Annotated in this window: 19 protein-coding genes and 1 riboswitch; of the genes, 7 read left to right on the forward strand and 12 right to left on the reverse strand. The window is 63.0% G+C overall.

Annotated features, from left to right (window positions below; translation table 11 throughout):
* Positions 1-121: 121 nt before the first annotated feature.
* The gene (locus NKH63_RS06660; protein ID WP_023721021.1) at positions 122-895 is read right to left on the reverse strand and encodes an amino acid ABC transporter substrate-binding protein; all 774 of its coding nucleotides are present in this window, start codon (positions 893-895) and stop codon (positions 122-124) included.
* Positions 896-1,223: 328 nt separating this feature from the next.
* Here NKH63_RS06660 and NKH63_RS06665 point away from each other — a divergent pair, with 328 nt between their 5' ends.
* Positions 1,224-2,081: an RNA polymerase factor sigma-32 gene (locus tag NKH63_RS06665; RefSeq protein WP_031194549.1), complete on the forward strand. Its 858-nt coding sequence runs from the start codon at positions 1,224-1,226 to the stop codon at positions 2,079-2,081.
* Positions 2,082-2,094: 13 nt separating this feature from the next.
* On the opposite strand, the gene NKH63_RS06670 is transcribed toward NKH63_RS06665, so the two are convergent.
* From NKH63_RS06670 to thiB, 4 genes are all read right to left on the reverse strand, one after another.
* On the reverse strand, positions 2,095-3,564 hold the full coding sequence (locus NKH63_RS06670; protein ID WP_023721023.1) for a M48 family metalloprotease: 1,470 nt from the start codon (positions 3,562-3,564) through the stop codon (positions 2,095-2,097).
* A gap of 254 nt (positions 3,565-3,818) precedes the next feature.
* Positions 3,819-4,610, reverse strand: a complete 792-nt coding sequence (gene thiQ / locus NKH63_RS06675) for a thiamine ABC transporter ATP-binding protein (protein ID WP_023721024.1) — start codon at positions 4,608-4,610, stop codon at positions 3,819-3,821.
* Positions 4,607-6,226 carry a thiamine/thiamine pyrophosphate ABC transporter permease gene (thiP, locus tag NKH63_RS06680; RefSeq protein ID WP_352480902.1) on the reverse strand — a complete coding sequence of 540 codons (1,620 nt, stop codon included), beginning with the start codon at positions 6,224-6,226 and terminating at the stop codon, positions 4,607-4,609. The genes thiQ and thiP overlap by 4 nt, the downstream gene beginning before the upstream one ends.
* A 233-nt stretch (positions 6,227-6,459) precedes the next feature.
* Positions 6,460-7,473 carry a thiamine ABC transporter substrate binding subunit gene (gene thiB, locus NKH63_RS06685; RefSeq protein WP_352640151.1) on the reverse strand — a complete coding sequence of 338 codons (1,014 nt, stop codon included), beginning with the start codon at positions 7,471-7,473 and terminating at the stop codon, positions 6,460-6,462.
* A 43-nt stretch (positions 7,474-7,516) separates the two neighbouring features.
* Positions 7,517-7,631, reverse strand: a riboswitch (TPP riboswitch).
* Positions 7,632-7,758: 127 nt separating this feature from the next.
* On the opposite strand from thiB, the gene NKH63_RS06690 reads away from it, so the two are divergent.
* The 4 genes from NKH63_RS06690 to NKH63_RS06705 are packed head-to-tail and all read left to right on the forward strand — an operon-like array spanning position 7,759 to position 10,824.
* On the forward strand, positions 7,759-8,403 hold the full coding sequence (locus NKH63_RS06690; RefSeq protein ID WP_023721026.1) for a thiamine diphosphokinase: 645 nt from the start codon (positions 7,759-7,761) through the stop codon (positions 8,401-8,403).
* Between the two features lies 1 nt (position 8,404).
* The gene (locus NKH63_RS06695; RefSeq protein ID WP_352640150.1) at positions 8,405-10,225 is read left to right on the forward strand and encodes an ABC-F family ATP-binding cassette domain-containing protein; all 1,821 of its coding nucleotides are present in this window, start codon (positions 8,405-8,407) and stop codon (positions 10,223-10,225) included.
* A gap of 33 nt (positions 10,226-10,258) precedes the next feature.
* On the forward strand, positions 10,259-10,525 hold the full coding sequence (locus NKH63_RS06700) for a type II toxin-antitoxin system CcdA family antitoxin (RefSeq protein ID WP_352850089.1): 267 nt from the start codon (positions 10,259-10,261) through the stop codon (positions 10,523-10,525).
* A complete protein-coding gene (locus tag NKH63_RS06705) occupies positions 10,525-10,824 on the forward strand; it encodes a CcdB family protein (RefSeq protein ID WP_352480906.1) in 300 nt (99 codons plus the stop codon). Before NKH63_RS06700 ends, NKH63_RS06705 begins: the two co-directional genes overlap by 1 nt.
* Positions 10,825-10,855: 31 nt before the next feature.
* Here the strand turns inward: NKH63_RS06705 and NKH63_RS06710 are convergent, their stop codons facing one another.
* A complete protein-coding gene (locus NKH63_RS06710) occupies positions 10,856-12,562 on the reverse strand; it encodes a hypothetical protein (RefSeq protein ID WP_352494167.1) in 1,707 nt (568 codons plus the stop codon).
* 74 nt (positions 12,563-12,636) lie between these two features.
* Positions 12,637-13,935: an adenylosuccinate synthase gene (locus NKH63_RS06715; RefSeq protein ID WP_023680654.1), complete on the reverse strand. Its 1,299-nt coding sequence runs from the start codon at positions 13,933-13,935 to the stop codon at positions 12,637-12,639.
* 216 nt (positions 13,936-14,151) lie between these two features.
* Between NKH63_RS06715 and NKH63_RS06720 the strand changes: the two genes are divergently transcribed.
* The gene (locus tag NKH63_RS06720) at positions 14,152-15,054 is read left to right on the forward strand and encodes a DMT family transporter (RefSeq protein WP_352480908.1); all 903 of its coding nucleotides are present in this window, start codon (positions 14,152-14,154) and stop codon (positions 15,052-15,054) included.
* Positions 15,055-15,138: 84 nt separating this feature from the next.
* Here NKH63_RS06720 and serA read toward each other — a convergent pair whose 3' ends face one another.
* From serA to glmM, 5 genes are all read right to left on the reverse strand, one after another.
* The gene (gene serA / locus NKH63_RS06725; RefSeq protein WP_352480909.1) at positions 15,139-16,737 is read right to left on the reverse strand and encodes a phosphoglycerate dehydrogenase; all 1,599 of its coding nucleotides are present in this window, start codon (positions 16,735-16,737) and stop codon (positions 15,139-15,141) included.
* A 187-nt stretch (positions 16,738-16,924) separates the two neighbouring features.
* Positions 16,925-18,100 carry a phosphoserine transaminase gene (locus tag NKH63_RS06730; RefSeq protein ID WP_352480910.1) on the reverse strand — a complete coding sequence of 392 codons (1,176 nt, stop codon included), beginning with the start codon at positions 18,098-18,100 and terminating at the stop codon, positions 16,925-16,927.
* A gap of 189 nt (positions 18,101-18,289) precedes the next feature.
* Positions 18,290-19,039 (reverse strand): outer membrane beta-barrel protein, encoded by a 750-nt coding sequence (locus NKH63_RS06735; protein WP_352494165.1) that lies wholly within the window; start codon positions 19,037-19,039, stop codon positions 18,290-18,292.
* A 232-nt stretch (positions 19,040-19,271) separates the two neighbouring features.
* A complete protein-coding gene (locus tag NKH63_RS06740) occupies positions 19,272-20,114 on the reverse strand; it encodes an outer membrane protein (protein WP_352640148.1) in 843 nt (280 codons plus the stop codon).
* 226 nt (positions 20,115-20,340) lie between these two features.
* Positions 20,341-21,693: a phosphoglucosamine mutase gene (gene glmM, locus NKH63_RS06745; protein ID WP_352494163.1), complete on the reverse strand. Its 1,353-nt coding sequence runs from the start codon at positions 21,691-21,693 to the stop codon at positions 20,341-20,343.
* A gap of 874 nt (positions 21,694-22,567) precedes the next feature.
* On the opposite strand from glmM, the gene NKH63_RS06750 reads away from it, so the two are divergent.
* Entirely contained in the window at positions 22,568-23,233 is a 666-nt protein-coding gene (locus NKH63_RS06750) for a hypothetical protein (RefSeq protein WP_502896311.1), read from the forward strand.
* The last annotated feature ends 403 nt before the right edge of the window (positions 23,234-23,636 follow it).

Raw genomic sequence — 23,636 nt, forward strand, 5'->3', positions numbered from 1 at the left:
GAAGCCTCCTCCTTGCCAGATTGCCGTCGCTCATATCACGCGAAAGCGGCGGGCCGTCAAAGACAGCTCGCCGCGACATGAACGACGCGGGCCGGCACTCGGCCCACGCGAGAAAAGCCGTTTACTTCGAAACGTCCTGGCCGAAATAGGTATCGGCGATTTTCTGGTAGGTACCGTCGGCCTTGATGTCGGCCAGCGCCTTATTGATGGCGGCCACCAGTTCCGGATCGCCCTTGCGCACGATGACGCCGGAATAGTCGGCGTTTTCTTCCTGCGCGGCAATCTTCACATTGGCGTCGGGCTTGTGCTTCTTGAAGTCGAGGAAGGACAGGCTGTCGTTGATGGTGGCGTCGGCGCGGCCGGTGAGAAGAAGCTGGATCGACTGGTCGAAGCCGTCGGTGCCGACGAGCTCGGCGCCATTGGTTTCAGCCAGCTTGCCGAAATTCGAGGTCAGCGACTGCGCCGCCTTCTTGCCCTTGAGATCGGCGAAACCCTTGATGTCGGTGTTGTCGCCGCGCACGATCAGCACCGCCTTGGAGGCGATGTAAGGATCGGAGAAATCATATTTGGCCTTGCGCGCCTCGGTGATGCCGACCTCGTTGATGACGGCATCGTAGCGGTTGGCGTCGAGACCGGCGATCAGCCCGTCCCATTTGCCTTCGAGGAACTGGGCTTTGACGCCGAGGCGCTCGGCGATGGCCCGGGCGATCTCGACGTCGAAGCCAACCAGCGCGCCGGAAGCATCATGATAGGTGAAGGGCGCATAGGTTCCTTCCGTGCCGACCTTGAAGACGCCGGACTGCTTGATCTGGTCGAGATTGGCGCCGGCATGACCGGCGGCGATTGCCAGAACCTGCAGCGTTCCGGCGATAATGAGCGATTTGAGCCATTTCATTTTTCTGTGATCCCGTCCTTGGCCGATGTCCGGCGTCGTTGCGAGTGCCGGAAAATGACAGATGCGCGATGCCAAAATAAGAAACTAAATTTCAAAAATCTCGCGCCCTTGAAATCCCATTCTCAACCAACACCTCCCGGCGCCACCCGGCTGAGTCAAAGCCGATGGCGAATCGCCTGGAACAGCGCAATCGGCATGACAGTCCGGGGGAACATTCCCCCGCATCGCACGTTCTTGGCTGTTGTAGGGCGCGGCGCCGCCATTTCAACCATCGGCGCCAACTCACGATTCAGCGATTGCACCGCAACGCCTGAAGCAGGAGCGCGGCATGATGCAAGACAGTGCAGGACGGACCATGGTTCGCGCGGCGATGAAAGCCCCTTACCTGGAGCGCGACGAAGAGCATCTCCTGGCGCTGCGCTGGAAGGAGAACAATGACCAGCACGCGCTGCACCGCATCACCGTCGCCCATATGCGGCTGGTCATTTCTATGGCGTCGCGGTTCCGCCACTACGGCCTTCCCCTGGGCGATCTGATCCAGGAAGGCCATGTCGGGCTGCTGGAGGCCGCGGCCCGTTTCGAGCCCGAGCGCGAGGTGCGGTTCTCGACCTATGCGACATGGTGGATCCGCGCCTCGATGCAGGATTATATCCTGCGCAACTGGTCGATCGTGCGCGGCGGCACCAGCTCCGCGCAAAAGGCGCTGTTCTTCAACCTGCGGCGCCTGCGCGCCCGCCTGGCAAACGGCGCCGAGCAGACGTCGAATGCCACGCTTTACCGCGAAGTGTCGGCGGCTCTCGGCGTTTCCGAGGCCGATGTGGCGATGATGGATTCCCGCCTTTCGGCACCCGACAGCTCGCTCAACACGCCGCTTGCCGACGATGCGGGCGCAACCGAGCGGATGGAGTTCCTGGTTTCGGATGACCCGCTGCCCGACGAGGTCGTCGGCGACACGATCGATGTCGAACGCCGCTCTGTCTGGCTGAAGACGGCGCTCGGCGCGCTCAATGCGCGAGAACTCAGGATTATCGAGGAGCGCCGGCTGAGCGACGAGGGCGCGACGCTCGAAGCGCTCGGCGAGACGCTCGGCATCTCCAAGGAACGTGTCCGGCAGATCGAGGCGCGCGCCATGGAAAAGCTCAAGGCGGCGCTGGTGAAGCAGAACCCGGAATTTCTCGCAGCCTGAATCGCGTCGGCTGCTATTTGTCGGTGACGATCTTGACCTTGTCGCCGGCCGAAACGGCGGCACCCGGCGACAGCGCGTTGAGCACCCTGAACAAATCCAGCTTGCGGTCGACGCCGACCATCTGTGCGGCCAGGGAGCCCATTGTCTGGCCGGGCTGCACCGTGACGATGCGGATACGCAGCGGCTTCAACGCCGCCTTCTCGGCAGCACTCAGGATGCGGAACGAGCCGCTGACCGAGCGCGCCACCGTGCTCAGCGAGGTGCTGGCCGAAGGCGCCGCGGTCAGCAAGCGGTAGACCTGGCCGCCGGCGCGGATCACCGCAATATCGAATTGCCAGCCATCGGCGCCGGCATGCGCGGTTGCCGCTTCGTTGCCGTTGATCGTTTCCTGGCGCACGCTGCTGTCGTCGAGGCCGGCAACCCAGCCGCTGCGGATGTAGTCGGTCAGCGAGCGGCCCTTGTCGATCGAAACGCCGTCGAAGCGGATGGCGATGTCGCCCGGGCCTGTCGCCGTCACCGCCGCTGCCGAATTGTCGATGATGAAGCCATTGGGCACCGAGAACGACACGCCGAGGCCAGGATGCAGGAAAGTTTCGCCGCGCACATAGCCTTCCTCCGGTGTATCGCCGTAAAGCAGCCCGTCTACGCCGGAAAGGAATGAATCGCGGTCGCGCGATCCGACACCGGGCGCGCCGAATTGGCGGGCGTGGCGCTGCGCGAGGTCGATACGTTGCGGCGTGTTGGGGTGCGTCGCCAGGAAGTCGAGGCTGGCGTCGGTGGCGCCGCTGATCGAGCGGAAATCGGTATAGGCCGACATCGACTGCAGGAAGCGGCCGGCGGCGTAGGGATCGAAACCGGCTTCGCCGATCGATTTGATGCCGATGGCGTCGGCCTCCAGCTCCTGATTGCGCGAGAACTGGGCCAGCCTCAGCTTGCCGCGGATCAGCGCCGCCTTGGCCGTCGGGTTGTCGCCGAGCACATCCGAAACGACCTTGGTCGCCAACCCCTCTTCGGCTTCCAGCTGCTGGCGCTGCAGGCCGTGATTGGCCGTAACGTGGCCCATCTCATGCGCAATGACGGCGGCAAGCTCGGCTGAATCGTTGGCCAAGGCCAGCAGGCCCCGGGTGATGTAGAGATAGCCGCCCGGCAGCGCGAAGGCATTGACGTTGGGCGAGTTGAGGATGGTGATGCGGTAGGTCTGGGTCGGGTTGGCCGACACTACGGTCAGTCTGCCGACGATCTTGGCCACCATGCGCTCGAGCTTGGGGTCGGAATATTCTCCGCCATAGGTGGCGAGGATGCGCGGGTGCTGCGCCTTCGCCAGTTGGGCGAGCTTGCCGTTGGCGGCGACATTGTCGACCGTGATCGGCTTGTCTGAGGGCTGAAAGCCTGATTCCTGCACGTCGGGAGGCGTGAACATCTGGCAGCTTGCCAGCGCCACGGCAAGACCGGCCAGCGCCAGAAAGCGCGCCAGCGGTTTCACCCTCCGATTGTCGATGCCGGTCGGCAGATCGGCTTCCTTTCAAGTCCTGGCACGTGACCGCGAAAATCGGGCGCGATTTCCGGAAAGCATCACGCGCAAAATCAAGTGCTACGGCGTCCTTCGTGCGTCCGACAGATACGAGGCAGCAAGGGCAAATCACGGTCTAAGCCGGACCAGCTCCTGGCGGACCTAGCCACACTACCTCGACCATGGCAAGCAAGCGCCGCTTCGCCTTCCGCCGGTTTGACCATAAATTATGTCCGCTTCCGGGCAACATCTCGTGATCCAGCCGCAAACGGACCCGAGCCGATATAGCGTCGGAATGCCTCCGGTCCAGCCCCGACGAAAAAATCGGCCGCAGTGCCCGTCGCGGCAACCGTGCCACCATCCAGGAAAACCATGTTTTGCCCGATACGGCGCGCATCGTCCGGCTGGTGCGTGACGAATAGCACCGTCATGCGCTGCTCCGAATGGACGTCGGCGACCAGGTCGAGCATGTCGTCGCGCAGTGCCGGTCCGAGCGAAGCGAACGGCTCGTCGAGCAACAACACCGGCCGGTCGCGCACCAGGACCCGAGCGAGCGCGACGCGCTGCCGCTCACCGCCGGAGAGTTCGCGCGGCAGCCGGCTTTCCTTGCCGGCAAGGCCGACGCGCTTCAGCGCTGCGGCGATTGCGGCGCGGTCAGCCTCGCTCAGCATGAGCGAAGGCGAGCGGCCGAGCCCGACATTCTGCTCGAGGGACAGATGGGCAAACAGGTTGTTTTCCTGGAACACCATCGATACCGGCCGCGCTGATGGCGGCGCAGTGCTGACGTCGGCGCCGCCGATGAGCACGCGGCCTGACCGCGGCGCTTCGAAACCGGCCACCAGATTGAGCAGCGTCGACTTTCCCGAACCGCTCGGCCCCATGATGGCGGTGATTTCCGACGCCGGGAAATCGACATCGAATATAAGCGGCGTTTCACCATAGCTGAACGAGACATTATCGAGCCGCACGGCCGCGCCTTTTTCGACCGAAATCGACCGTTCCGGGCTGATCGGCATCATGATTTCTCCCTCCTTCCCAGCCAGTCCGCGGTCAGCACAAGCGCCAGGCAGACAAGGCCGAGCAGCAGCGCCAGGCCGGCCGCATCCTCGGTGCGGTAGCTGCCCATGCGCGCCAGCAACAGATAGGGCAATGTCTGCACGGAATCGCTGCCGAACAGCGCAATGACGCCGAGATCACCGAGCGACAGCGCCATGGCGAAGGCGAAGCCGGTGGCGAGCGGCCGCCGCAGCGACGGCCAGTCGACCAGACGCAACCGGTTCCAGCCCGAGATGCCAAGCTGTGCACAGAGCCGTTCGTGGCGTTCGCTCGCCGCGTCATAGGCGGGGCGGATGGCGCGGATGGCGAACGGCATCGCCATCACCGCATTGACCACAACCACCATGACAGGGGCGATCGCAAAGACATCGCTGACGCTGCGCAGGAGCAGGAACCAGCCGGCACCGATGACGATGGGCGGCACCACCAGGACGAACCCCGCACCGGTGTCGGCCAGGTGTTCGAGCAGCGTCCGCCTGCCGGTCCGCCGGGTGAGCGCCAGCGCCCGGCGCGCCATAACCAGCGACAGCGACAACGCCAAGGAGAGCAGCGCCGATAGGAGGGAGAGCACGGCACTGGTCGCCGTCGCTTGCCGCACCGCGCTCTCGCCGGCCAGGCGGCCGAGATCGGCGCCAAGCCCGGCCGACAGCGTAGCCGCCATCGGTCCGGCGACAAACAGCAGTGCCAGCCCGATCACCAGTGCGTTCAGCACGGTCTCGGCCGCACCGGCTGAAAAATACCGGCGCGGGGCTACCGGCAGATTGGCGTCGCCGGTCATATTGGCGCCAAGCCGCGTTAGTGCCAGCACGACGACGAAGGTCAGGGCAATCTGCAACAAGGTCAGCGTCACCGCCCGCGCCGGGTCGAAGTCGAAACGCAGCGCCTGGTATATGGCAACCTCCAGCGTCGTCGCGCGCGGCCCGCCGCCGAGCGTAAGCACGATGGTGAAGGAGGTGATGCACAGCATGAAAACGAGCCCGGCAACGCCCGGCAGGGCCGCACGCAACGCCGGCCATTCGATCAGCCGGAAGGCCGGCGCAGCACCCATGCCAAGCTGGCTCGCCAGCCGCCATTGGTTAGCCGGCACCGTCTGCAACGCTTCCAGGAACAGTCGCGTTGCCAGCGGCAGGTTGAAAAAGACGTGGGCGACGAGAATACCCGATAGGCCATAGATGCCGGGCCAGTTCTGGCCGCCAATCGCACCGAGCAAGCCGGCGAAATACCCGGCGCGGCCATAGAGTGCCAAGACACCGAGTGCGGCAACAATGGCCGGCAGCGCCAGCGGCACGGCGAAAAGCTGCAGGACAAAGCCTCGCCCGAAAAACTGTGGATGCCGCGACAGCGCGCGCGCGACGAACAGCGCCGGTGCGACGGAGAGCAGGGTCGACAACAGAGCCTGCCAGAGCGTGAAACGGGCAACACGGAGGAGATAGGAATCAAAGGCGGAGGCGGCGCCCGACAGGTCGCGCATGGCTTCGACGACGAGCCCGGCGAATGCCCCGCCGATCAGCAGCGCGATGGCGGCGAGCGCGACGATACCGGCAGCGACGCGGGTATCCGATGATGGCGCGCGTTGCACGCTAGACCACCAGATTCGAGATTCTTAGCGAGGATTGCGTTCCTTCGCGCGCCCCTCTGTCCTGCCGGACATCTCCCCCACATGGGGAGAGATTGGCAGGTTCAGCGCTCCGCTCATTCCGGCAATGTCGGAGATTGGCGAAAGCCGGCATGACGGCCAATCTCCCTCCTTGTAGGGGAGATGTCCGGCAGGACAGAGGGGGGCGCCGTAGGGCGATCATCTTTCAATCCGAGCTACTTGCTCATCACCGCCAGCCACTCGTCGACCCAGGCCTTGCGATTTGCGGCGACCTCTTCCGAGCTGAACAGCAAGGTTTTGGTCGGTTTGACGAGCTTGTCGAACGCCGGATTGAGCGGCTTGTCGGTCTTGCCGGCCGGGAACATCCAGTTGGTTTCGGGAATGAGATCCTGGAATTTCGGCCCGGTCATGAAGGCGATGAACTTTTCCGCCAGCGGGTTCTTCGCGCCCTTGGTGGTGATCCCAGCGACCTCGATCTGCAGATATTCGCCTTCCTCGAAGGACGCCGCCTGGTAGCGCGAGGTGTTTTCGGCAACCATGTGGTAGGCTGGCGAAGTGGTATAGGACAGCACCATCGGCGCCTCACCCTTGGTGAACAGGCCGTAGGCCTCGCTCCAGCCCGGCGTCACCGTCAGCACCTTTGCCTTGAGTTTGGCCCAGGCTTCCGGAGCCTTGTCGCCATAGACCGACTTGACCCACAACAGCAGGCCAAGGCCCGGCGTCGAGGTGCGCGGATCCTGGATGACGATCTTGTCGCCGGCATCGCCCTCGACCAATTCCCTGAGGCTCTTCGGCGGGCTCTTCAGTTTTTCGCTATCGTAGACGATAGCGAAATAGCCATAGTCGAACGGCACGAAGATATCGTCGCTCCAGCCACCCGGCACACTGACGTCCGTCACGGCGCCATGCGGCGAAAACAGGCCGGTTGCCTTGGCGTCCGCCGTCAAATTGGTATCGAGGCCAAGCACGATATCGGCCTTGGTCGCGGCCCCTTCCAGCTTCACACGGTTGAGCAGTGCCACGCCGTCGGCGACCGAGACGAATTCGACGACGCAGGTGCACTCGGCCTCGAAGGCCTTCTTCACCGCCGGTCCCGGACCCCAATCGGCGGTGAAGCTTTCATAGGTATAGACGGTCAGCTTATCCTGTGCCGATGCCTGCCCCGGTAGGGCAAGCACGGATGCCGCAAGCAGGATAATCGAGGCAAGAGAGTGGAAAAAACTGCGCATCGGCGCCTCCTTCGTTCGCGTTGAAAGGAATTGAGGCGTCGGGCTGTCCGAAACGTCTAATCCCTCCGCCGGTACAAACCGGATCAGGTTCAGCGGGTTGGCAGTCTTGCCTCTCAGCCGGTCCGCGAAGATCGCGTCCGGCACCCCGTTAGAGCGTTTCGACACATAGGCCCGGCCGAAGTGCTGCGCAAGCGGAAGTTTGCCGGGCATCCAAAGCGCGGCGTCCTGTTTCATCTGCCGTTTCATCTTCCGTTTCCGGGGCAGGGCTGGTAAGGGCCACGAGATATGAGCACATTCACCATCCTGCTTGGCGGCGATCTCATCCGCACGCCGCTGCTCGACCGCCAGGTCGAAGGCTCCCGCGTCATCGCTGCCGATGCCGGTATCGGCCATGCCCTTATGCTGGGCCTGATGCCGGAACTCTGGGTCGGCGATTTCGATTCCGTGCCTGCCGATTTGCCGGAGGATCTGGCCGCCGTGCCACGGCAGGTGTTTCCCGCCGAAAAGGACAAGACCGACGGTGAACTCGCTATCGCCGCCGCGCTCGAACGCGGTGCGACCAGCCTTGTGCTCGCAGGCGCCTTCGGCGGCAAACGCACCGACCACATCTTCCTGCATTTGGCGCTCAGCGTCCGGCTGGCGGAAGGCGGAACGGAAGTGCTTTTGACCAGCGGCGCACAGGAAGGCATTCCTTTGCTGCCTGGAAAGACTGGCTTCGATTATGTCGACGGTACGCTGTTTTCGGTGCTCGGCTTTTCGGATCTCGCCGGCCTGACAGTCACCGGCGCCAAATGGCCGCTCGCCCATGTCGAGGTTGCCTTCGGCTCGTCGCTGACCATTTCCAACGAGGTCAAGGGCCGGCTGGAAATCGCGCTGGCCAGCGGCCGCGCGCTGCTGCTCGCGCATCCTTTTCCCCTACCTGAAAGCTGACATGGCGCCGCCGCTTCTCAATCTCGACGGGATAAAGCTGACCTTTGGCGGCGCGCCGCTGCTCGACGGTGCCGCCCTGACGGCGTCAGCTGGCGACAAGATCGCCCTGGTCGGGCGCAACGGCTCTGGCAAGTCGACGCTCCTCAAGATCGCTGCCGGGCTGATCGAACCGCAGGACGGCGAAGTCTTCCGCCAGCCTTCGGCGACGGTGCGCTATTTGCCGCAAATGCCCGACATGGACGGTTTTGCGACCGTTCGCGCCTATGTCGAGGTGGGGCTCGGGCCCGCCGATGATCCCTACCGCGCCACCTATCTGATGGAGCATCTCGGCCTGACCGGCGAGGAACGGCCGAACGACCTCTCCGGGGGCGAGGCGCGGCGCGCGGCACTCGCCCGCGTCATGGCGCCCGAGCCCGACATTCTTCTCCTCGATGAACCGACCAATCATCTTGACCTTTCGGTTATCGAATGGCTGGAGGAGGAGCTTGCCCGCACCTCCTCGGCCCTGGTCGTCATCTCGCATGACCGCCGTTTTCTCGAACGCGTGTCACGCGCCACAATTTGGCTCGACCGCGGCCAGACCCGCCGTCTCGATAAGGGCTTTGCCTATTTCGAGGAATGGCGCGACACGGTGTTGGAGGAGGAAGAGCGCGAGCAGCACAAGCTCGGCCGCCAGATCGTGCGCGAGGAGCACTGGCTGCGCTATGGCGTGACGGCAAGGCGCAAGCGCAACATGCGCCGGCTCGGTGAGTTGCAGACCATGCGCCAGCGCTTTCGCGGTCATCGTGGCGCCGAGGGTGCGGCGACGATGACAGCCAGCGACGCCGCCGAATCCGGCAAGCTGGTGATTGAGGCCAAGAACATCGAGAAGAGCTTTGGCGATCTGACCCTGGTCAAGGGATTCTCGACACGCATCCAGCGCGGCGATCGCGTCGGTCTGGTCGGGCCGAACGGCGCCGGCAAGACGACGCTATTGAAGATGCTGACCGGCGAATTGAAGCCGGACGCAGGCACGGTGCGGCTCGGCACCAACCTGGAGATCGCCACGCTCGACCAGAAGCGCGAGGCCGTCGATCCGCAGGAGACACTGGCGCAGTATCTCACCGACGGACGCGGCGAGAACCTTGTCATCAATGGCGAGCAGCGCCACGTCGTGTCCTACATGAAGGACTTCCTGTTCAAGCCGGAACAGGCGCGCACGCCGGTGCGCGAGCTTTCGGGCGGCGAGCGGGCACGGCTGATCCTCGCCCGCGTTTTGGCGCGGCCGGCAAACCTGCTTGTGCTCGACGAGCCGACCAACGATCTCGACATGGAGACGCTGGAGCTGCTGCAGGAACTGGTCGCCGGCTTTGCCGGCACGGTGATCCTGGTCAGCCACGATCGCGATTTCCTCGACCGCACGGTGACCAGCATCATCGCGCCGGATGGCGACGGCCGCTGGATCGAATATGCCGGCGGCTATTCCGATATGCTGGCGCAGCGCGGCGGCACCAGGCTGGACGACCGCAAGGCGCGGCCGAAGGCAGAGACCGGCGAGGCGACGGCGGCAAGCAGGAGCGAAGCGGCCGCTAGCAGGGGCCTGGCCAAGAAACTGTCGTTCAAGCAGAAATTCGCGCTGGAAACCTTACCCAAGAAGATCGAGGCGGTGTCGGCCTCGATCTCGCGGCTGGAGAACAACATCGCCGATCCGGCCTATTATGAGCGCGACCCGGCGTCGTTCCAGAAGACGATTGCCGCGCTCGACAAGGAGCGCGCCACGCTGGAAGCGCTCGAAGAGGAATGGCTGGAACTCGAGATGCTGCGCGAAGAGATGGAGGGGTGAGAGGTTGAATGCACGCTCATATGCGCCTACATTATGCGCATAAATGGGAGCGGCTCCATGCCTCGATCGAATCCAAAAACCCAAAGAAAGTCGGTTAATACATCGATCGACTCCGGATTGATCGAGGACGCCAAGGCGTTGGGCATCAATATATCCCGCGCTGCAGAAGAGGGTATCGCCAAGGCGATTTCGGCCGAAAAAACCCGGCGATGGCAGGAGGAAAACAAGGAAGCGATCGAGAGTTCCAATGACTATGTCAGGCGCAACGGCTTGCCTCTGGCCAAGCACCGGCTGTTTTGATGGCGCGTTATGATTTCTACCAGACTGCCGAAGGCGACGGTTATCTTCTCGATCTCCAGTCCGACCTTCTGGGACGGCTCGACACCAAGGTAGTCGTCCCGCTGATGCCAGCCAATAAGGCTCCAGTGCCGGGCCGCCGGCTAAATCCTATCTTCACCATCAACGGTAAGGACCATGTCATGGTCACTCAATTCATGTCAGCCTTGATGACATCTGAATTGCCCATTGCCGAAGGAAATCTTTCTCGCCATCACGACGACATCGTGAGCGCAATCGACATGTTGTTCCAAGGCTTCTGAGCCAAAGAGGGGTTGGGCTGGTGAGCCGGCCTCAACCCGCCGTCTTGGTTTGCCAGGCCTTCAGCGCCTCGTCGAACACCTTCTCGCCCGGAATGCCCTTTTCCATCGTGAGCAGCGCCCGCCGCCCGGTCTTGTAGACGACCGGCACGTCGATCCAGTCCTGGCCCCTGAGCAAGGTCAGATTGGCGTCTTCATCTGCCTTGGTATCGTTGAGCGCAACCAGGAAGAAACCGTCGGCGATCTTGGCCGGGATGCCGATCAGCGGGCTGCCGGCATCCTGCTCGGAGCCCTTCATGGCGACACGCAGGATGTTGTCGACGCCGCCGCCCTCGAAGCCGTCAGGCGTCAGGAAGATCATCTCGATGATATGGCTGGCCGGCAGTGTCTGGTCGGTGTTGCGACGGATCGTCATGCGCAACTGGATATCCTTGCCTGGAATGGTCGCCTCGGCGCGGATCGCCGGCTCGGGCGGCAGGTCGCCGCCGGGCGATTCCTGCACCAGTGACCAGACGATATTGCCGGGCTCGGCCGAGCCTTGAGCGGTGCTGGTGCGCTCCTCGTAGAAGATCGCTTTCTGGCCGACGGCCAGCGCGGCTTCCGGCGGAACTACCGTCGGTGCCGCTGCCGCCACGGGCGGTGTGGCGGCCGCTGCAGGCGCTGGCGGGACAGCTGCAGCATCGGCCGGCGCTGCCGCCCCGTTGGCGGGCGGCGTTGCGGGAGTTGGTGCAGCGGACCCGTCGACTGCTGGAGCATTGGCCGTGGCTTGCGCGTCTGCGGGCGCGGCCGGTGCCGGCGCGGCGGGTACCGGGCTGGTCGGCGTTTGTGCGGCCGACGGCGGCGTGGTCAGCGCGGCGACGGATTCGCCTTCGCCGATGCCCGCCTGCCCGGCCGCGGGGCCGGGATCGACCTCGTGGCCTTCGGGCGTCAGGCGCTGCGTGAACTTCGCGCCTTCGCCGGCCTCCGTCGGAGGCGCGGCGGCCGGGACGGCCGCATCGGCCACCGGCTTGGCCGGGGCTGGCTTTACCAGCGGTTCGGTGGCGACGGTTTTGGTCCCGTCGAGGCCGAGCATGCTGCCGAACGCATCCTTGTTCAGCCACATGCCGTAACCGCCACCGGCAATGACCAGCAAGGCGACGGCAGCGGCAATCACACCGCCATAGCTGCGCCTGCGCTCGGCAGGATGGAGCCGCTGGAACCTGTCCTCCGCGGGGTCGCCGTCGTTGGAAAAGTCATCGCCCCGAAAAACCCCGTCTTGGTCATCGGCTGTCGGAAGATCCATGTCGGACGGCGGCGGACCAGCGCGCTCCTGAGAAAGAGCGACGGGCTGCGGCTTTTGCCAGTTCGACGCCGGCTTGGCGGGCGTGGGCTGCCATGCCGGCCCAGTCTGTGCCGGCCCGGTCTTTGCCGGCTCGGTCTTGGCCGGCTCGGTTTTGGCCGGCTGGCGGACATGGCTGGGCTGGTTCTTGTTGCGGTCGATGGAGGAGAAGATGTCCTCCAGCTCCGCCAGCGGATCGGATGCCGGCGCCGGTTTGCCATACTCTCGCTCAATGCTTGCGATGGCATCTTCGAGTGCACGCTTCTGCCTGGCGACGTCCGACGGCGCAAGCGGTGGATCGCGTTCGGCAATCTTCTTTGCAATCGTCGAACGGGCCTTGTCGTAGACCCTGGCGCGCACCTCCGCCGACGGCTCGCCGAGATTGTCGAGCGTCTTTTTCAGAACAGAAACAAAATCTACCATGCTTCAGTCGACCTGCATTTTGTTTCTGGGCCGGCCCCCGCAAATCAGCCGCAATGCCCGGAAAGGCTGAGAAACTAGTCTTGAAACGGATCGGTCACAAGTATCGTGTCGTCCCGTTCAGGGCTGGTGGAAAGGAGTGCGACCGGCGCGCCGATCAGCTCTTCGATGTAGCGGACGTACTTCACCGCCTGGGCCGGCAGGTCGTTCCAGCTGCGCGCGCCGGCGGTGGTGCCTTTCCACCCCTCCAGCGTCTCGTAGACCGGTTCGACGCGCGCCTGCGCGCCCTGGCTGGCCGGCAGGTAATCGATCGCCTCGCCGTCGAGGCGGTAGCCGGTGCAGACCTTGATCTCGTCCAGCCCATCGAGCACATCGAGCTTGGTCAGCGCAATGCCCTTGATGCCGTTGACGGCGACAGCCTGGCGGACCAGCACGGCATCGAACCAGCCGCAGCGGCGCTTGCGGCCGGTGACGACGCCGAATTCATGGCCGCGCGTGCCCAGGAACTCGCCGATCTCGTTCTTCTGTTCGGTTGGAAACGGGCCTTCGCCAACGCGCGTCGTGTAGGCCTTGGTGATGCCGAGCACATAGCCGATGGCGCCCGGGCCGACGCCGGATCCAGCGGCGGCCTGGCCGGCAACCGTATTGGAGGAGGTAACGAACGGATAGGTGCCATGGTCGATGTCGAGCAGCGTGCCTTGCGCGCCTTCGAACAGGATGCGCTCGCCGGCGCGGCGCTTGTCATCGAGGATTTTCCAGACCCGGTCCATATAGGGCAGAATCTCGTCGGCGACCGAGATCAGCTCGCTCATGATCGCCTCATGCGTGACCTCGGCATGGCCGAGCCCACGGCGCAGCGCATTGTGGTGCGTCAGCAGCCTGTCGACCTTCAAGGGCAGCGTTTCCAAATCCGCCAAATCCATCACCCTGACCGCGCGTCGGCCCACCTTGTCTTCGTAGGCCGGACCGATGCCGCGACGGGTCGTGCCAATCTTCGTTCCGGAATTGGAAGCGGCGTCCTCGCGAAATCCGTCCAGCTCCCGGTGCAGCGACAGGATAAGCGCGGTGTTTTCGGCTATTTTCAGGCGGTCCGGCGTCACCTCGACGCCCTGCGCCTTCAATTTCGCCACCTCCGCGACGAAAGCGTGCGGATCGAAGACAACGCCATTGCCGATGATCGACAGCTTGCCTTGCCGCACCACGCCGGACGGCAGCAGCGACAGCTTGTAGACCTTGCCATCGACGACCAGCGTATGGCCGGCATTGTGGCCGCCCTGGAAGCGCACGACAACGTCGGCGCGCTCGGACAACCAGTCGACGATCTTGCCTTTGCCCTCATCGCCCCATTGCGAGCCGACGACCACCACATTGGCCATGCTTCTTTTCCCTTGAGATGCCGCGCCAGGCAGCTTGAAACGGTTCGAAACGACAGGCCTCTATAGCGTCAAGACCGGGCGAGCGCGACCATTCTTTGCCGCCCAAAACGCTCCGAGGCACAACAATTTTCGCCTTTGACATCATTTACTTGCGCGAGCTGCCGCAATAGGCCCGCATCGACCGCGCATTTCTCTCCGCCTGGCCGGGACTTCACGATGCATCGAGCCGCCTATCTGTTCCTGCTGTTCACCACCTTGCTGTGGGGCGGCAACTCCGTGGCGGGGAAGCTGGCGGTCGGTCATATCTCGCCGATGACACTTGTCTTCCTGCGTTGGCTGCTGGCGGTTCTGATCTTGCTGCCGATCGGCTGGGCAACGCTGCGCCAAGACTGGTCGGTGGTGCGCAGGCACTGGTTGCTGCTTGGCGGGCTCGGCGCTTGCGGCTTCGCCTTCTTCAACACGATCTTCTACACGGCGCTTAACTACACCACGGCAATCAACGTCTCGATCGAGCAGGCGGCGATCCCGATCGTCATCATCATCGCCAATTTCGTGTTCTTTCGCCTGCGCGTCAACGGCGTGCAGATCATCGGCGTCGTGCTGACCATCGCCGGCGTCGCGGTGACGGCGAGCCATGGCGATCCACGCCAGCTTCTCAGGCTGGATCTCAACTTCGGCGACGCCATCATGCTGATCGCCGTGCTTTGCTACTCCTTCTATTCGGTCGGGTTGCGGCTGAAGCCGGCCATCCGCTGGCAGAGCCTGATGCTGGCGCTGTCGGTTGCCGCACTCATCACATCGCTGCCTTTCTTCCTGTGGGAGATTGCCGCCGGCAAGGTCATCGTCCCCGATGCCCGCGGCTGGGCGGTCGCGTTCTATACCGCCATCGGTGCCTCGGTCATTTCGCAGATCTTCTATATCAGGGGCAACGAGCTGATCGGCGCCAACAGGGCCGGCCTGTTCATCAATCTGGTGCCGATCTTCGGTACGCTGCTGTCGGTGCTGATCGTCGGCGAGACATTCCAGCTCTATCAGGCGCTGGCACTCGCGCTGGTGCTCAGCGGCATCAGCCTCGCCGAATACAGCGGACGGAAGACGGCGATATCCGCCGCTGAATGAAGTCGCTTGCCGCGACGTTTGACTGCGGTCCATCAACGACCGTGGAAGCGCCCCGCGTGCTGCTGCACACGGGGTGACCGAATTTCAGGCCACGCCGACGTCGAAGTGCAGCCGCTTGGCGGAGTCGATCGACTTGTGCGAGCGCACCTGCGCCAACACCTTTTCCGGGAACGGCGCATCGAGATAGAGCAATGCGATGGCATCGCCGCCCGGCCGGTTGCGGCCGAGCTGGAAATTGGCGATGTTGACGCCGTTCTCGCCGCAGACCGTGCCGAGCAGGCCGATGATCCCAGGCGCATCGGCATTCGTCGTGTAGAGCATGTGCTGGCCGACCTCGGCGTCGAGATTGATGCCCTTGATCTGGATGAAGCGCGGTTTGCCATCCGAGAAGCAGGTGCCGGCGATCGAGCGTGTCCTATGCTCGGTCTTGACCGTGAGCTTGATATAGCCGTCGAACACGCCGGATTTGTCGCGCTTGACCTCGGCGACGATGATGCCGCGCTCCTTCACCATGATCGGCGCCGACACCATGTTGACGTCGGAGACCTGCGGCCGGATCAGCCCGGCAAGGGTGGCGCTGATCAGCGCGCGCGTGTTCATCGTCGCGGTCGAGCCGTCGAACAGTATCTCGACCTCCTTGATTGGGTCCTCGGTGACCTGGCCGACAAAGGCGCCGAGCACTTCGGCAAGCTTGACGAAAGGTTTCAGCCGCGGCGCCTCTTCGGCGGTGATCGACGGCATGTTGATGGCGTTGGAAACGGCGCCCTTGATCAGATAGTCGGACATCTGCTCGGCGACATGAAGGGCGACATTCTCCTGCGCTTCGGTGGTCGACGCGCCGAGATGCGGCGTCGCCACGACATTCTCCATGCCGAACAGTTCATTATACTCCGCCGGTTCGACCTCGAACACGTCGATGCCGGCGCCTGCCACCTTGCCGCTTTTCAGTGCCGCGATCAGGTCGGCCTCGACGACCAGCCCGCCACGCGCGCAATTGATGATGCGCACACCGGTCTTCATTTTGGCGATCGCCGCGGCATCGATGATGTTGCGCGTCTTGTCGGTGAGCGGTGTGTGCAGCGTGATGAAGTCGGCGCGGGCGAACAGCTCGTCGAGCTCGACCTTTTCGACGCCGAGCTCCTCGGCGCGGCTGTCCGACAGGAACGGATCGAAGGCGATGACATGCATCTTCAGGCCGACGCCGCGCGTAGCGACGATCGAGCCAATATTGCCGCAGCCGATGATGCCCAGCGTCTTGCCGGTGATCTCGACACCCATGAAGCGGTTCTTTTCCCATTTGCCGGCATGGGTCGAGGCGTTGGCCTCCGGTATCTGGCGGGCCAGCGCGAAGATCATGGCGATCGCATGCTCGGCAGTGGTGATCGAATTGCCGAAGGGCGTGTTCATCACGATGATGCCCTTGCGGCTCGCCGCCGGGATGTCGACATTGTCGACGCCGATGCCGGCGCGGCCCACGACCTTCAGCCTGGTCGCGGCGTTGATCAGCTTCTCCGTGACCTTTGTCGCCGAGCGGATGGCCAGCCCATCATACTGGTCGATCACCTCGAGCAGTTTTTCCTTATCCTTGCCGAGATCCGGCAAATAGTCGACGTCGATGCCGCGATCCCTGAAGATCTGCACGGCGGTGGTGGAAAGTTTATCCGAGACGAGAACGCGAGGCATTGGCTTGGTCCTTTGCGATTGGCGTCCCTCCTTGAGGGGAGGGTCGGCGCGAAGCGCCGGGGTGGGGTCGGTGCGGCCGGATGCGGCCGAATCTTTCTGGATGGTGGATCGTTGAGCTCGTGTCGTTGAGCGGGTGGAGGCGACCCCACCCGGCCCTTCGGGCCACCCTCCCCTCGAGGGGGAGGGATCAGGCCGCCGCTTTGAGCGACGCCTTTTGCGCGGCAAAGGCCCAGTCCAGCCAAGGCAGCAGCGCCTCGAGGTCGGAGGCCTCGACCGTCGCGCCGCACCAGATGCGCAGGCCGGGCGGTGCGTCGCGATAGGCGCCGATGTCATAGGCGACGCCTTCCTTGTCGAGCACCGAGACAATTGCCTTGGCGAACGCGGCCTGTCCGTCGGCGTCGAGTGCCGCGACATCCGGATCGGTGAAGGAAAGGCATACCGATGTGTTCGAGCGCGTCGCCGGGTCGGCTGCAAGATGGCCGAGCCAGGAAGATTTCCGGACAAAGCCATCGAGCACGGCGGCATTGGCGTCGGCACGGGCGATCAGCGCATCGAGGCCGCCGATCGACTTCGCCCAATGCAGCGCATCGAGATAGTCCTCGACGCACAGCATCGACGGCGTGTTGATAGTCTCGCCCTTGAAGATGCCCTCGATCAGCTTACCGCCGGAAGTGAGGCGGAAGATCTTCGGCAGTGGCCAGGCCGGCTTGTAGCTTTCCAGGCGTTCGACGGCGCGCGGGCTGAGGATCAGCATGCCATGCGCGCCCTCACCGCCCAGCACCTTCTGCCAGGAGAAGGTGACGACGTCGAGTTTCTGAAAATCGAGCTTTTGCGCAAAGGCCGCCGAAGTGGCGTCGCAAATGGTCAGGCCCTTGCGGGTGGCCGGGATGAAATCGCCGTTCGGCACGCGCACGCCCGACGTCGTGCCGTTCCAGGTGAAGACCACGTCGCGGTCGAAGTCTATTTTGGTCAGGTCGGGCAGTGCCCCGTAGTCGGCCTCTAACCTGCGCACATCGGCAAGCCTCAGCTGCTTGACCACATCGGTGACCCAGCCGGAGCCGAAGCTCTCCCAGGCGACCATGTCGACGCCGCGTTCGCCGAGCAGCGACCACAGCGCCATTTCGACCGCGCCGGTGTCCGAGGCCGGCACGATGCCGATGCGATAGTCTGCCGGAACCTGGAGGATTTCCCGCGTCAGATCGATCGCTTGTTCGAGCTTGGTCTTGCCGATCTTGGCACGGTGCGAGCGCCCGAGCGCGGCATTTTTGAGCGCCTCGACCGACCAGCCGGGGCGTTTTGCACAGGGACCTGAGGAAAAATTGGGATTTGCCGGACGGAATCCGGGCTTCGTATGCGTCGTCATCGTGGTCTATCCTTCCAGATAGTGGCCCCTCGTTGGGGAGGGGTGGCCCACGAACGGCGATATGCGTTCAGGCTTTCGGCGTCAAGGGGAAAGTTTTTGTCGCTGTCAGGATATTGCCAGCGCCCGGGGCAAAAATGCGAACGGCGGGCCTACGACCCGCCATTGTTAACGCCTCGGCTTCGATCGAGCCTACCAGAGGTCGTAGCGTAGTCCGACTTTGACTTGATGATTGTTGATTCCTTTGCGGATCGGAAAAGAAGTCAGGCTCTCCGCAGTCACATATTCGGCGTCTGGCGCGGAAAAATACTGATAGCCCAGATCGACTGAGACGTTCTTGGACACTTGGTAGGCAAGGCCGGCATTCAGCGTGTAGGCGAAGGAGTATTGGGTCTTGTTGTCACGCAGGACGAAATCGTCGGCGGGGTTGGCGTTGTCCGTGAAGTAGCTCGCCGAGAGGCGACGCTTGCTCTGGACGACACCGATACCAGCGCCGAGATAAGGTGTGATTCCGACATAGGTGCCAAGGTCGACATAGCCATTGAGTATGCCTGAGAAGGCATAGTTCTTCAGGGTCGCCGATGCCACCGTCGTTCCGTCGTTATAGCCGACGTCGATCTTGTTGCCGGGAAGATAGCCGACATTGAGATCGGCCCGCAGATAGTCGTTGAAATGGTAGCCGAAGCCTATGCTGGCGAAGATGGGATCTTCCTTTTCGTCGAAGCTCGCGGGCGTGAAGGCGAAATCCTCATCCTTGAAGCTCTTCTGCACCAGATAGGAGACATCGCCGCGCAGATACCATCCCGAGCCAACCTCGACCGGTACATAGTCGGGCGCCTGGTCGACATAGACCGGCGGATCGTAATCGGCGCCAAGCGCCGGCGTGAGCGGCATCAGGACGACTGCTGCAAGCGCCAGCACTACAGGCGATTTGAATGTCATGGTCCCCGGCTCCCGACTTGGCGCATTCGCGATCGCGCGCGCCGTTTCAGAGAGCATTGTTAACCATAGTGGTTAAGTGCGGGTTAAGGATAACAGGCGTTAGCAATTGATTTGATCCGTTTTCGCTCCTCGAGCTGGACGGTATTACAGAGCAACGCAGCATCTTTAGGCAGCCAAACGAAACCGCCCGGCAGAAGCCGGGCGGTCGACGAATTCTTCGATTTCGAAGCGACTACTTGGTGTAGACGGGCTCGGGTTCCGGAACATAGGGCTCCGGGGGCGGAGCACAGTCCGACCTGCCGAACTGGTAGCGCAGGCCGCCGCGCACTTCGTGCACGTTGATGCCTCGGTCATAACCTGGGCCGACATTGCTATCCGAAGCATATTCGAACATCTTGCCGCCGTTGATGTGGCTGAAGCGGTAGCCGACATCGAGCTTTACGCGGTCGGTCAGGCAGTAGGATGCGCCCGCCATCGCAGCATATGCAAAACGCCAGCCCTTACCGCCATGATGCTCGAACTCGCCGTCGTCATCGACGTTGTGCAGTTCATCCCACTTGACCCAGGCGCCGCCGATGCCCGCTCCGACATAAGGTGTGACGCCATGCCAGGTGCCGATATCGACATAGGCGTTGGCCAAGAGCAGCAGCGCCGAATAGGACGAGGTGTCGACGGATGTGCAAGGGGTTTGTAATACGCCGCAGAAGCCGTTGGTCGAGCCGCGGAATTTGGATTTGCTCATCCAGTCCAAGGTGAGATCGGTACGGAAATGCTCGTCGATCTGGTAACCAACACCGGCGCCGGCCGAGAAGGCGCCATCCAGCTTGCCTGTATCGAACTTGCCGGGATTCTGGGGCGCTACACCGTAGGTGATATAGTCGCCACCGCGAAACTTCGACCAGTGATAGTCGATATCGCCGCGGATATACCAGCCGCCATACTCGGCCGGCGGCTCGTAGGCGATCGGTGGCGGCGCCTCCTCGACCACCGGCGGCTCGACGAAATCGGCGGCGAATGCCGGCCCGACGCCGGCAAACAGCGCGGCCAGGAGAGCCATTCTTGCTGTGTTGAACATGCTTATCACCCCTGAGAACCCTCGAACGGCGAACGCGCCCGAAATATGATTGACCTCAGTTGTGGATAATGAATCGGAAAGGTTAAAAGGCGTTTAACCGTATCGATTAACCACGAATCTCTAAAATCCGAGGATTCTGGCGGCCGTTGCTGTTGCAGGACTGACAGGCGATCCAACAAAAAGCCCGCCGGCAAGGCGGGCTTTTTGAACTGATATTGGAGGGAGATCAGGCGGCGCTGCGCGTTTCCGAAATGACCTCGACGATGTCGTTGACCACGGACTCGACAAGCTGCGGGTCGTCGCCCTCCGCCATGACACGGATGAGCGGCTCCGTGCCGGATGGCCGGATGACCAAGCGCCCGGCCTTGCCGAGGCGATGGCGCGCATCTTCGATCGCTGCCTTGACCGGCGCCTCCTCCAGCGGCTTGCCGCCGGAAATATGCACGTTCTTCAACAGCTGCGGCACCGGCTCGAACTTCTTCGACAATTCGCTGACCGGCCGGTTCTGCCGCTTGATGCAGGCGAGCACCTGGAGCGCCGAGACGAGGCCGTCGCCGGTGGTCGAGAAATCGGACAGCACGATGTGGCCCGACTGTTCGCCGCCGACATTGAGCCCATGGGCACGCATGTGCTCGACGACATAGCGGTCGCCGACCTTGGTGCGATGCAACTGCAGGTTCATGTCGCCGAGGAAGCGTTCGAGGCCGAGATTGGACATCACCGTCGAGACGACCCCGCCGCCGGCCAGCCGCCCGCTCTGGTGCCAGGATTCGGCGATCAGCGCCATGATCTGGTCGCCATCGACGATCGCGCCGTTCTCGTCGACAATGACGACGCGGTCGGCATCGCCGTCGAGCGCTATGCCGATATCGGCGCGCACCTCGTGCACCTTCTTTTGCAGGCCGGCCGGATGGGTCGAGCCGCATTCCTTGTTGATGTTGAAGCCGTTGGGCTCGACATTGATGGCAACGACCTCGGCGCCGAGTTCCCATAGCGCGTCGGGCGCCACCTTGTAGGCGGCGCCATTGGCGCAATCGACGACGATGCGCAGGCCCGACAGCGACATCGAGCGCGGCAGCGTGCGCTTGGCGAATTCAATATAGCGGTCATGCACGCCGTCGACGCGTTTGGCGCGGCCGAGCCCATCAGAATCGGCAAGCGCCAGTTCGATATCCTTGTCGAGCATCCCCTCGATACGCTCCTCGATCTCATCGGACAGCTTGTAGCCATCGGGGCCGAACAGCTTGATGCCATTGTCGTAATAGGGGTTGTGCGAGGCAGAGATCATCACCCCTATATCAGCGCGCAGCGAGCGCACCAGCATTGCAACCGCTGGCGTCGGGATCGGGCCGAGCAGGAAGACATCCATGCCGGCGGCGCACAGGCCCGACACCATCGCGTTCTCGATCATGTAGCCGGAAAGCCTGGTATCCTTGCCGAGCACGACGCGGTGGCGGTGGCTGCCGCGCTGGAACGAGAGGCCGGCGGCCATGCCGACCCTCATGGCGACCTCCGCCGTCATTGGAAACTTGTTGGCGCGCCCACGAATACCGTCCGTACCGAAATAATGTCCTGCCATGCTAGCCAGCTTCCCGATGGTTCTTTCCGAGCATCTCATGCCATAAAATCGGCCGAGCTCTGTCATCACATTGTATGATTATGGACGACCAATCCTTAGAAAATTGTTGTCTTGTGTGTTTTGCGTCACGCTAATGTGTTGATTTTCAAGTTTCGAGCCCTTGTTGCGGCAGCAGCATCAGAAACGTCAACCTCAAACCTCATCTGGATCCTTTGGTTTGTGACAGTGTGGCCTTGAACCCGAATCCGCATCGCGCTGCTTCAGACAGAGATAGGCTCAGGTCCGTCGCACCCGCCGATTTGACTGGCTGTCATGCGACGCAGTGTACTCGCTGGGAACGAGCCATATGCGCGCTCTCCGTGCAATGCACCCGGACGAACTTGGCTGGGAAACAGTCCCGGCAACGAATTCATCACCTTAAAGAAAAGAATGCACTTCTAAATTGTCTCTACGCTACTTAGCATCTGGCGCAACCAGCCGTTGAGCGCTATTGCTGCACTGGGACATATCATGAACCGCCATAGGGAGAAAACGCATGCTCATCCATCGACTTGCCACTTTGACGGGCCTTGCCGTCGCGACCTTATTCCTGGCGGCGCCTGCCAATGCGCTGACCATGGCCGAGTGCAGCACCAAGTATAACGCGGCCAAGGATGCGGGAACGCTTGGCGGGCAGAACTGGAACCAGTTCCGCAAGGCCCAATGCGGCACCGATGCCACCGCCGCTACGACCGATCCCGCCCCAGCCAAAGCCACGGCCAAGGCCGCCGACACCACCAAGGCAGCCGCCGGCGACGATGCGGCGCCTGGGCTGACGGCGAAGGAGTGCAGCACCAAGTACCAGGCGGCAAAAGCCGCCGGCACGCTGAACGGCATGAAGTGGAACGATTTCCGCAAGACCCAGTGCGCCGCCGACGCGACGGCAGCCGCACAACCCGCCGCCACGACCAAGGCTGCGGCAGCCACCGCCGACGACGCTGCGCCGGGCCTGACGGCCAAGGAATGCAGCACCAAATACCAGGCCGCCAAGGCTGCCGGCACGCTCAACGGCATGAAATGGAACGATTTCCGCAAGAGTGAATGCGCCGCCGGCGCAACTGCAGCGGCACAACCTGCCGCGGCACCTGCCAAGGCGACGACAGCTGCCGCGACCGATACCGGCAAAGGCCTCAGCATGGCTGATTGCAGCGCCAAATATCAGGCCGCCAAGTCCGGCAATACTTTGAACGGCATGAAGTGGAACGACTTCCGCAAGAGCCAATGCGGCGCCGGCGCAGCCGACGACGACGACACCCTGCCGGCTCCCGATGCGAAGTACACCGGCGATCCGCAAGCGCCGACCATCACCGCCCCCCAGGGCGTGAAATTCCCGACGGCGATCTCCAAGAAATACGCTACCGAGACCCCGGCCAAGGGCCGCATGCACACCTGCCTCGACCTGTATTACGCCAACAAGGACGCCAACACGCTGGGCGGCCTCAGGTGGATCCAGAAGGGCGGCGGCTTCTACAGCCTCTGCAACGCCAAGCTGAAGAGCTGACCAGCGCCATCATCCGACGACATGAGCCCGCGAGCCGCAAGGTTCGCGGGCTTTTTTGTTGCTGCATGCTGCCGCGCGTTCCGAAGAGGCGGCATCCGCGCGCAGTCGGCCGCCGCTCTAGCGATCTCCCCCCTCGTGGGGGAGATGTCCGGCAGGACCCGGCAGGACAGAGAGGGGCGCTGTCCCGCCGACATCGATGGTCGGCAGCACGCGCCACGTTTGGTCGAAGGAGCCTGAAACAAAAAACCCGCCTCGGCGGGCGGGTCGTTGGAGCCAATTGGCACCATACGCAAATTAGTAGCATAGCTGCCGGCACAAAGCAAGAACAAAATGTGGCGCCGTCGGCAAAAAACTGCGAATTTCCTTCACCGGCGCGCCTTGTCGATCTTCCCGAAGTCGTCAA

The organism is Mesorhizobium sp. M0960 (assembly GCF_040319055.1).
Classification (GTDB): Bacteria; Pseudomonadota; Alphaproteobacteria; order Rhizobiales; family Rhizobiaceae; genus Mesorhizobium.

Excerpts from the sequence above, each read along its gene's own strand:
- NKH63_RS06660 (WP_023721021.1), bottom strand. The coding sequence starts at position 895 with ATGAAATGGCTCAAATCGCTCATTATCGCCGGAACGCTGCAGGTTCTG.
- NKH63_RS06665 (WP_031194549.1), top strand. The coding sequence starts at position 1,224 with ATGATGCAAGACAGTGCAGGACGGACCATGGTTCGCGCGGCGATGAAA.
- thiQ (WP_023721024.1), bottom strand. The coding sequence starts at position 4,610 with ATGATGCCGATCAGCCCGGAACGGTCGATTTCGGTCGAAAAAGGCGCG.
- thiB (WP_352640151.1), bottom strand. The coding sequence starts at position 7,473 with ATGCGCAGTTTTTTCCACTCTCTTGCCTCGATTATCCTGCTTGCGGCA.
- NKH63_RS06690 (WP_023721026.1), top strand. The coding sequence starts at position 7,759 with ATGAGCACATTCACCATCCTGCTTGGCGGCGATCTCATCCGCACGCCG.
- NKH63_RS06695 (WP_352640150.1), top strand. The coding sequence starts at position 8,405 with ATGGCGCCGCCGCTTCTCAATCTCGACGGGATAAAGCTGACCTTTGGC.
- NKH63_RS06700 (WP_352850089.1), top strand. The coding sequence starts at position 10,259 with ATGCGCATAAATGGGAGCGGCTCCATGCCTCGATCGAATCCAAAAACC.
- NKH63_RS06705 (WP_352480906.1), top strand. The coding sequence starts at position 10,525 with ATGGCGCGTTATGATTTCTACCAGACTGCCGAAGGCGACGGTTATCTT.
- NKH63_RS06710 (WP_352494167.1), bottom strand. The coding sequence starts at position 12,562 with ATGGTAGATTTTGTTTCTGTTCTGAAAAAGACGCTCGACAATCTCGGC.
- NKH63_RS06715 (WP_023680654.1), bottom strand. The coding sequence starts at position 13,935 with ATGGCCAATGTGGTGGTCGTCGGCTCGCAATGGGGCGATGAGGGCAAA.
- NKH63_RS06720 (WP_352480908.1), top strand. The coding sequence starts at position 14,152 with ATGCATCGAGCCGCCTATCTGTTCCTGCTGTTCACCACCTTGCTGTGG.
- serA (WP_352480909.1), bottom strand. The coding sequence starts at position 16,737 with ATGCCTCGCGTTCTCGTCTCGGATAAACTTTCCACCACCGCCGTGCAG.
- NKH63_RS06730 (WP_352480910.1), bottom strand. The coding sequence starts at position 18,100 with ATGACGACGCATACGAAGCCCGGATTCCGTCCGGCAAATCCCAATTTT.
- NKH63_RS06735 (WP_352494165.1), bottom strand. The coding sequence starts at position 19,039 with ATGACATTCAAATCGCCTGTAGTGCTGGCGCTTGCAGCAGTCGTCCTG.
- NKH63_RS06740 (WP_352640148.1), bottom strand. The coding sequence starts at position 20,114 with ATGTTCAACACAGCAAGAATGGCTCTCCTGGCCGCGCTGTTTGCCGGC.
- glmM (WP_352494163.1), bottom strand. The coding sequence starts at position 21,693 with ATGGCAGGACATTATTTCGGTACGGACGGTATTCGTGGGCGCGCCAAC.
- NKH63_RS06750 (WP_502896311.1), top strand. The coding sequence starts at position 22,568 with ATGAAGTGGAACGATTTCCGCAAGACCCAGTGCGCCGCCGACGCGACG.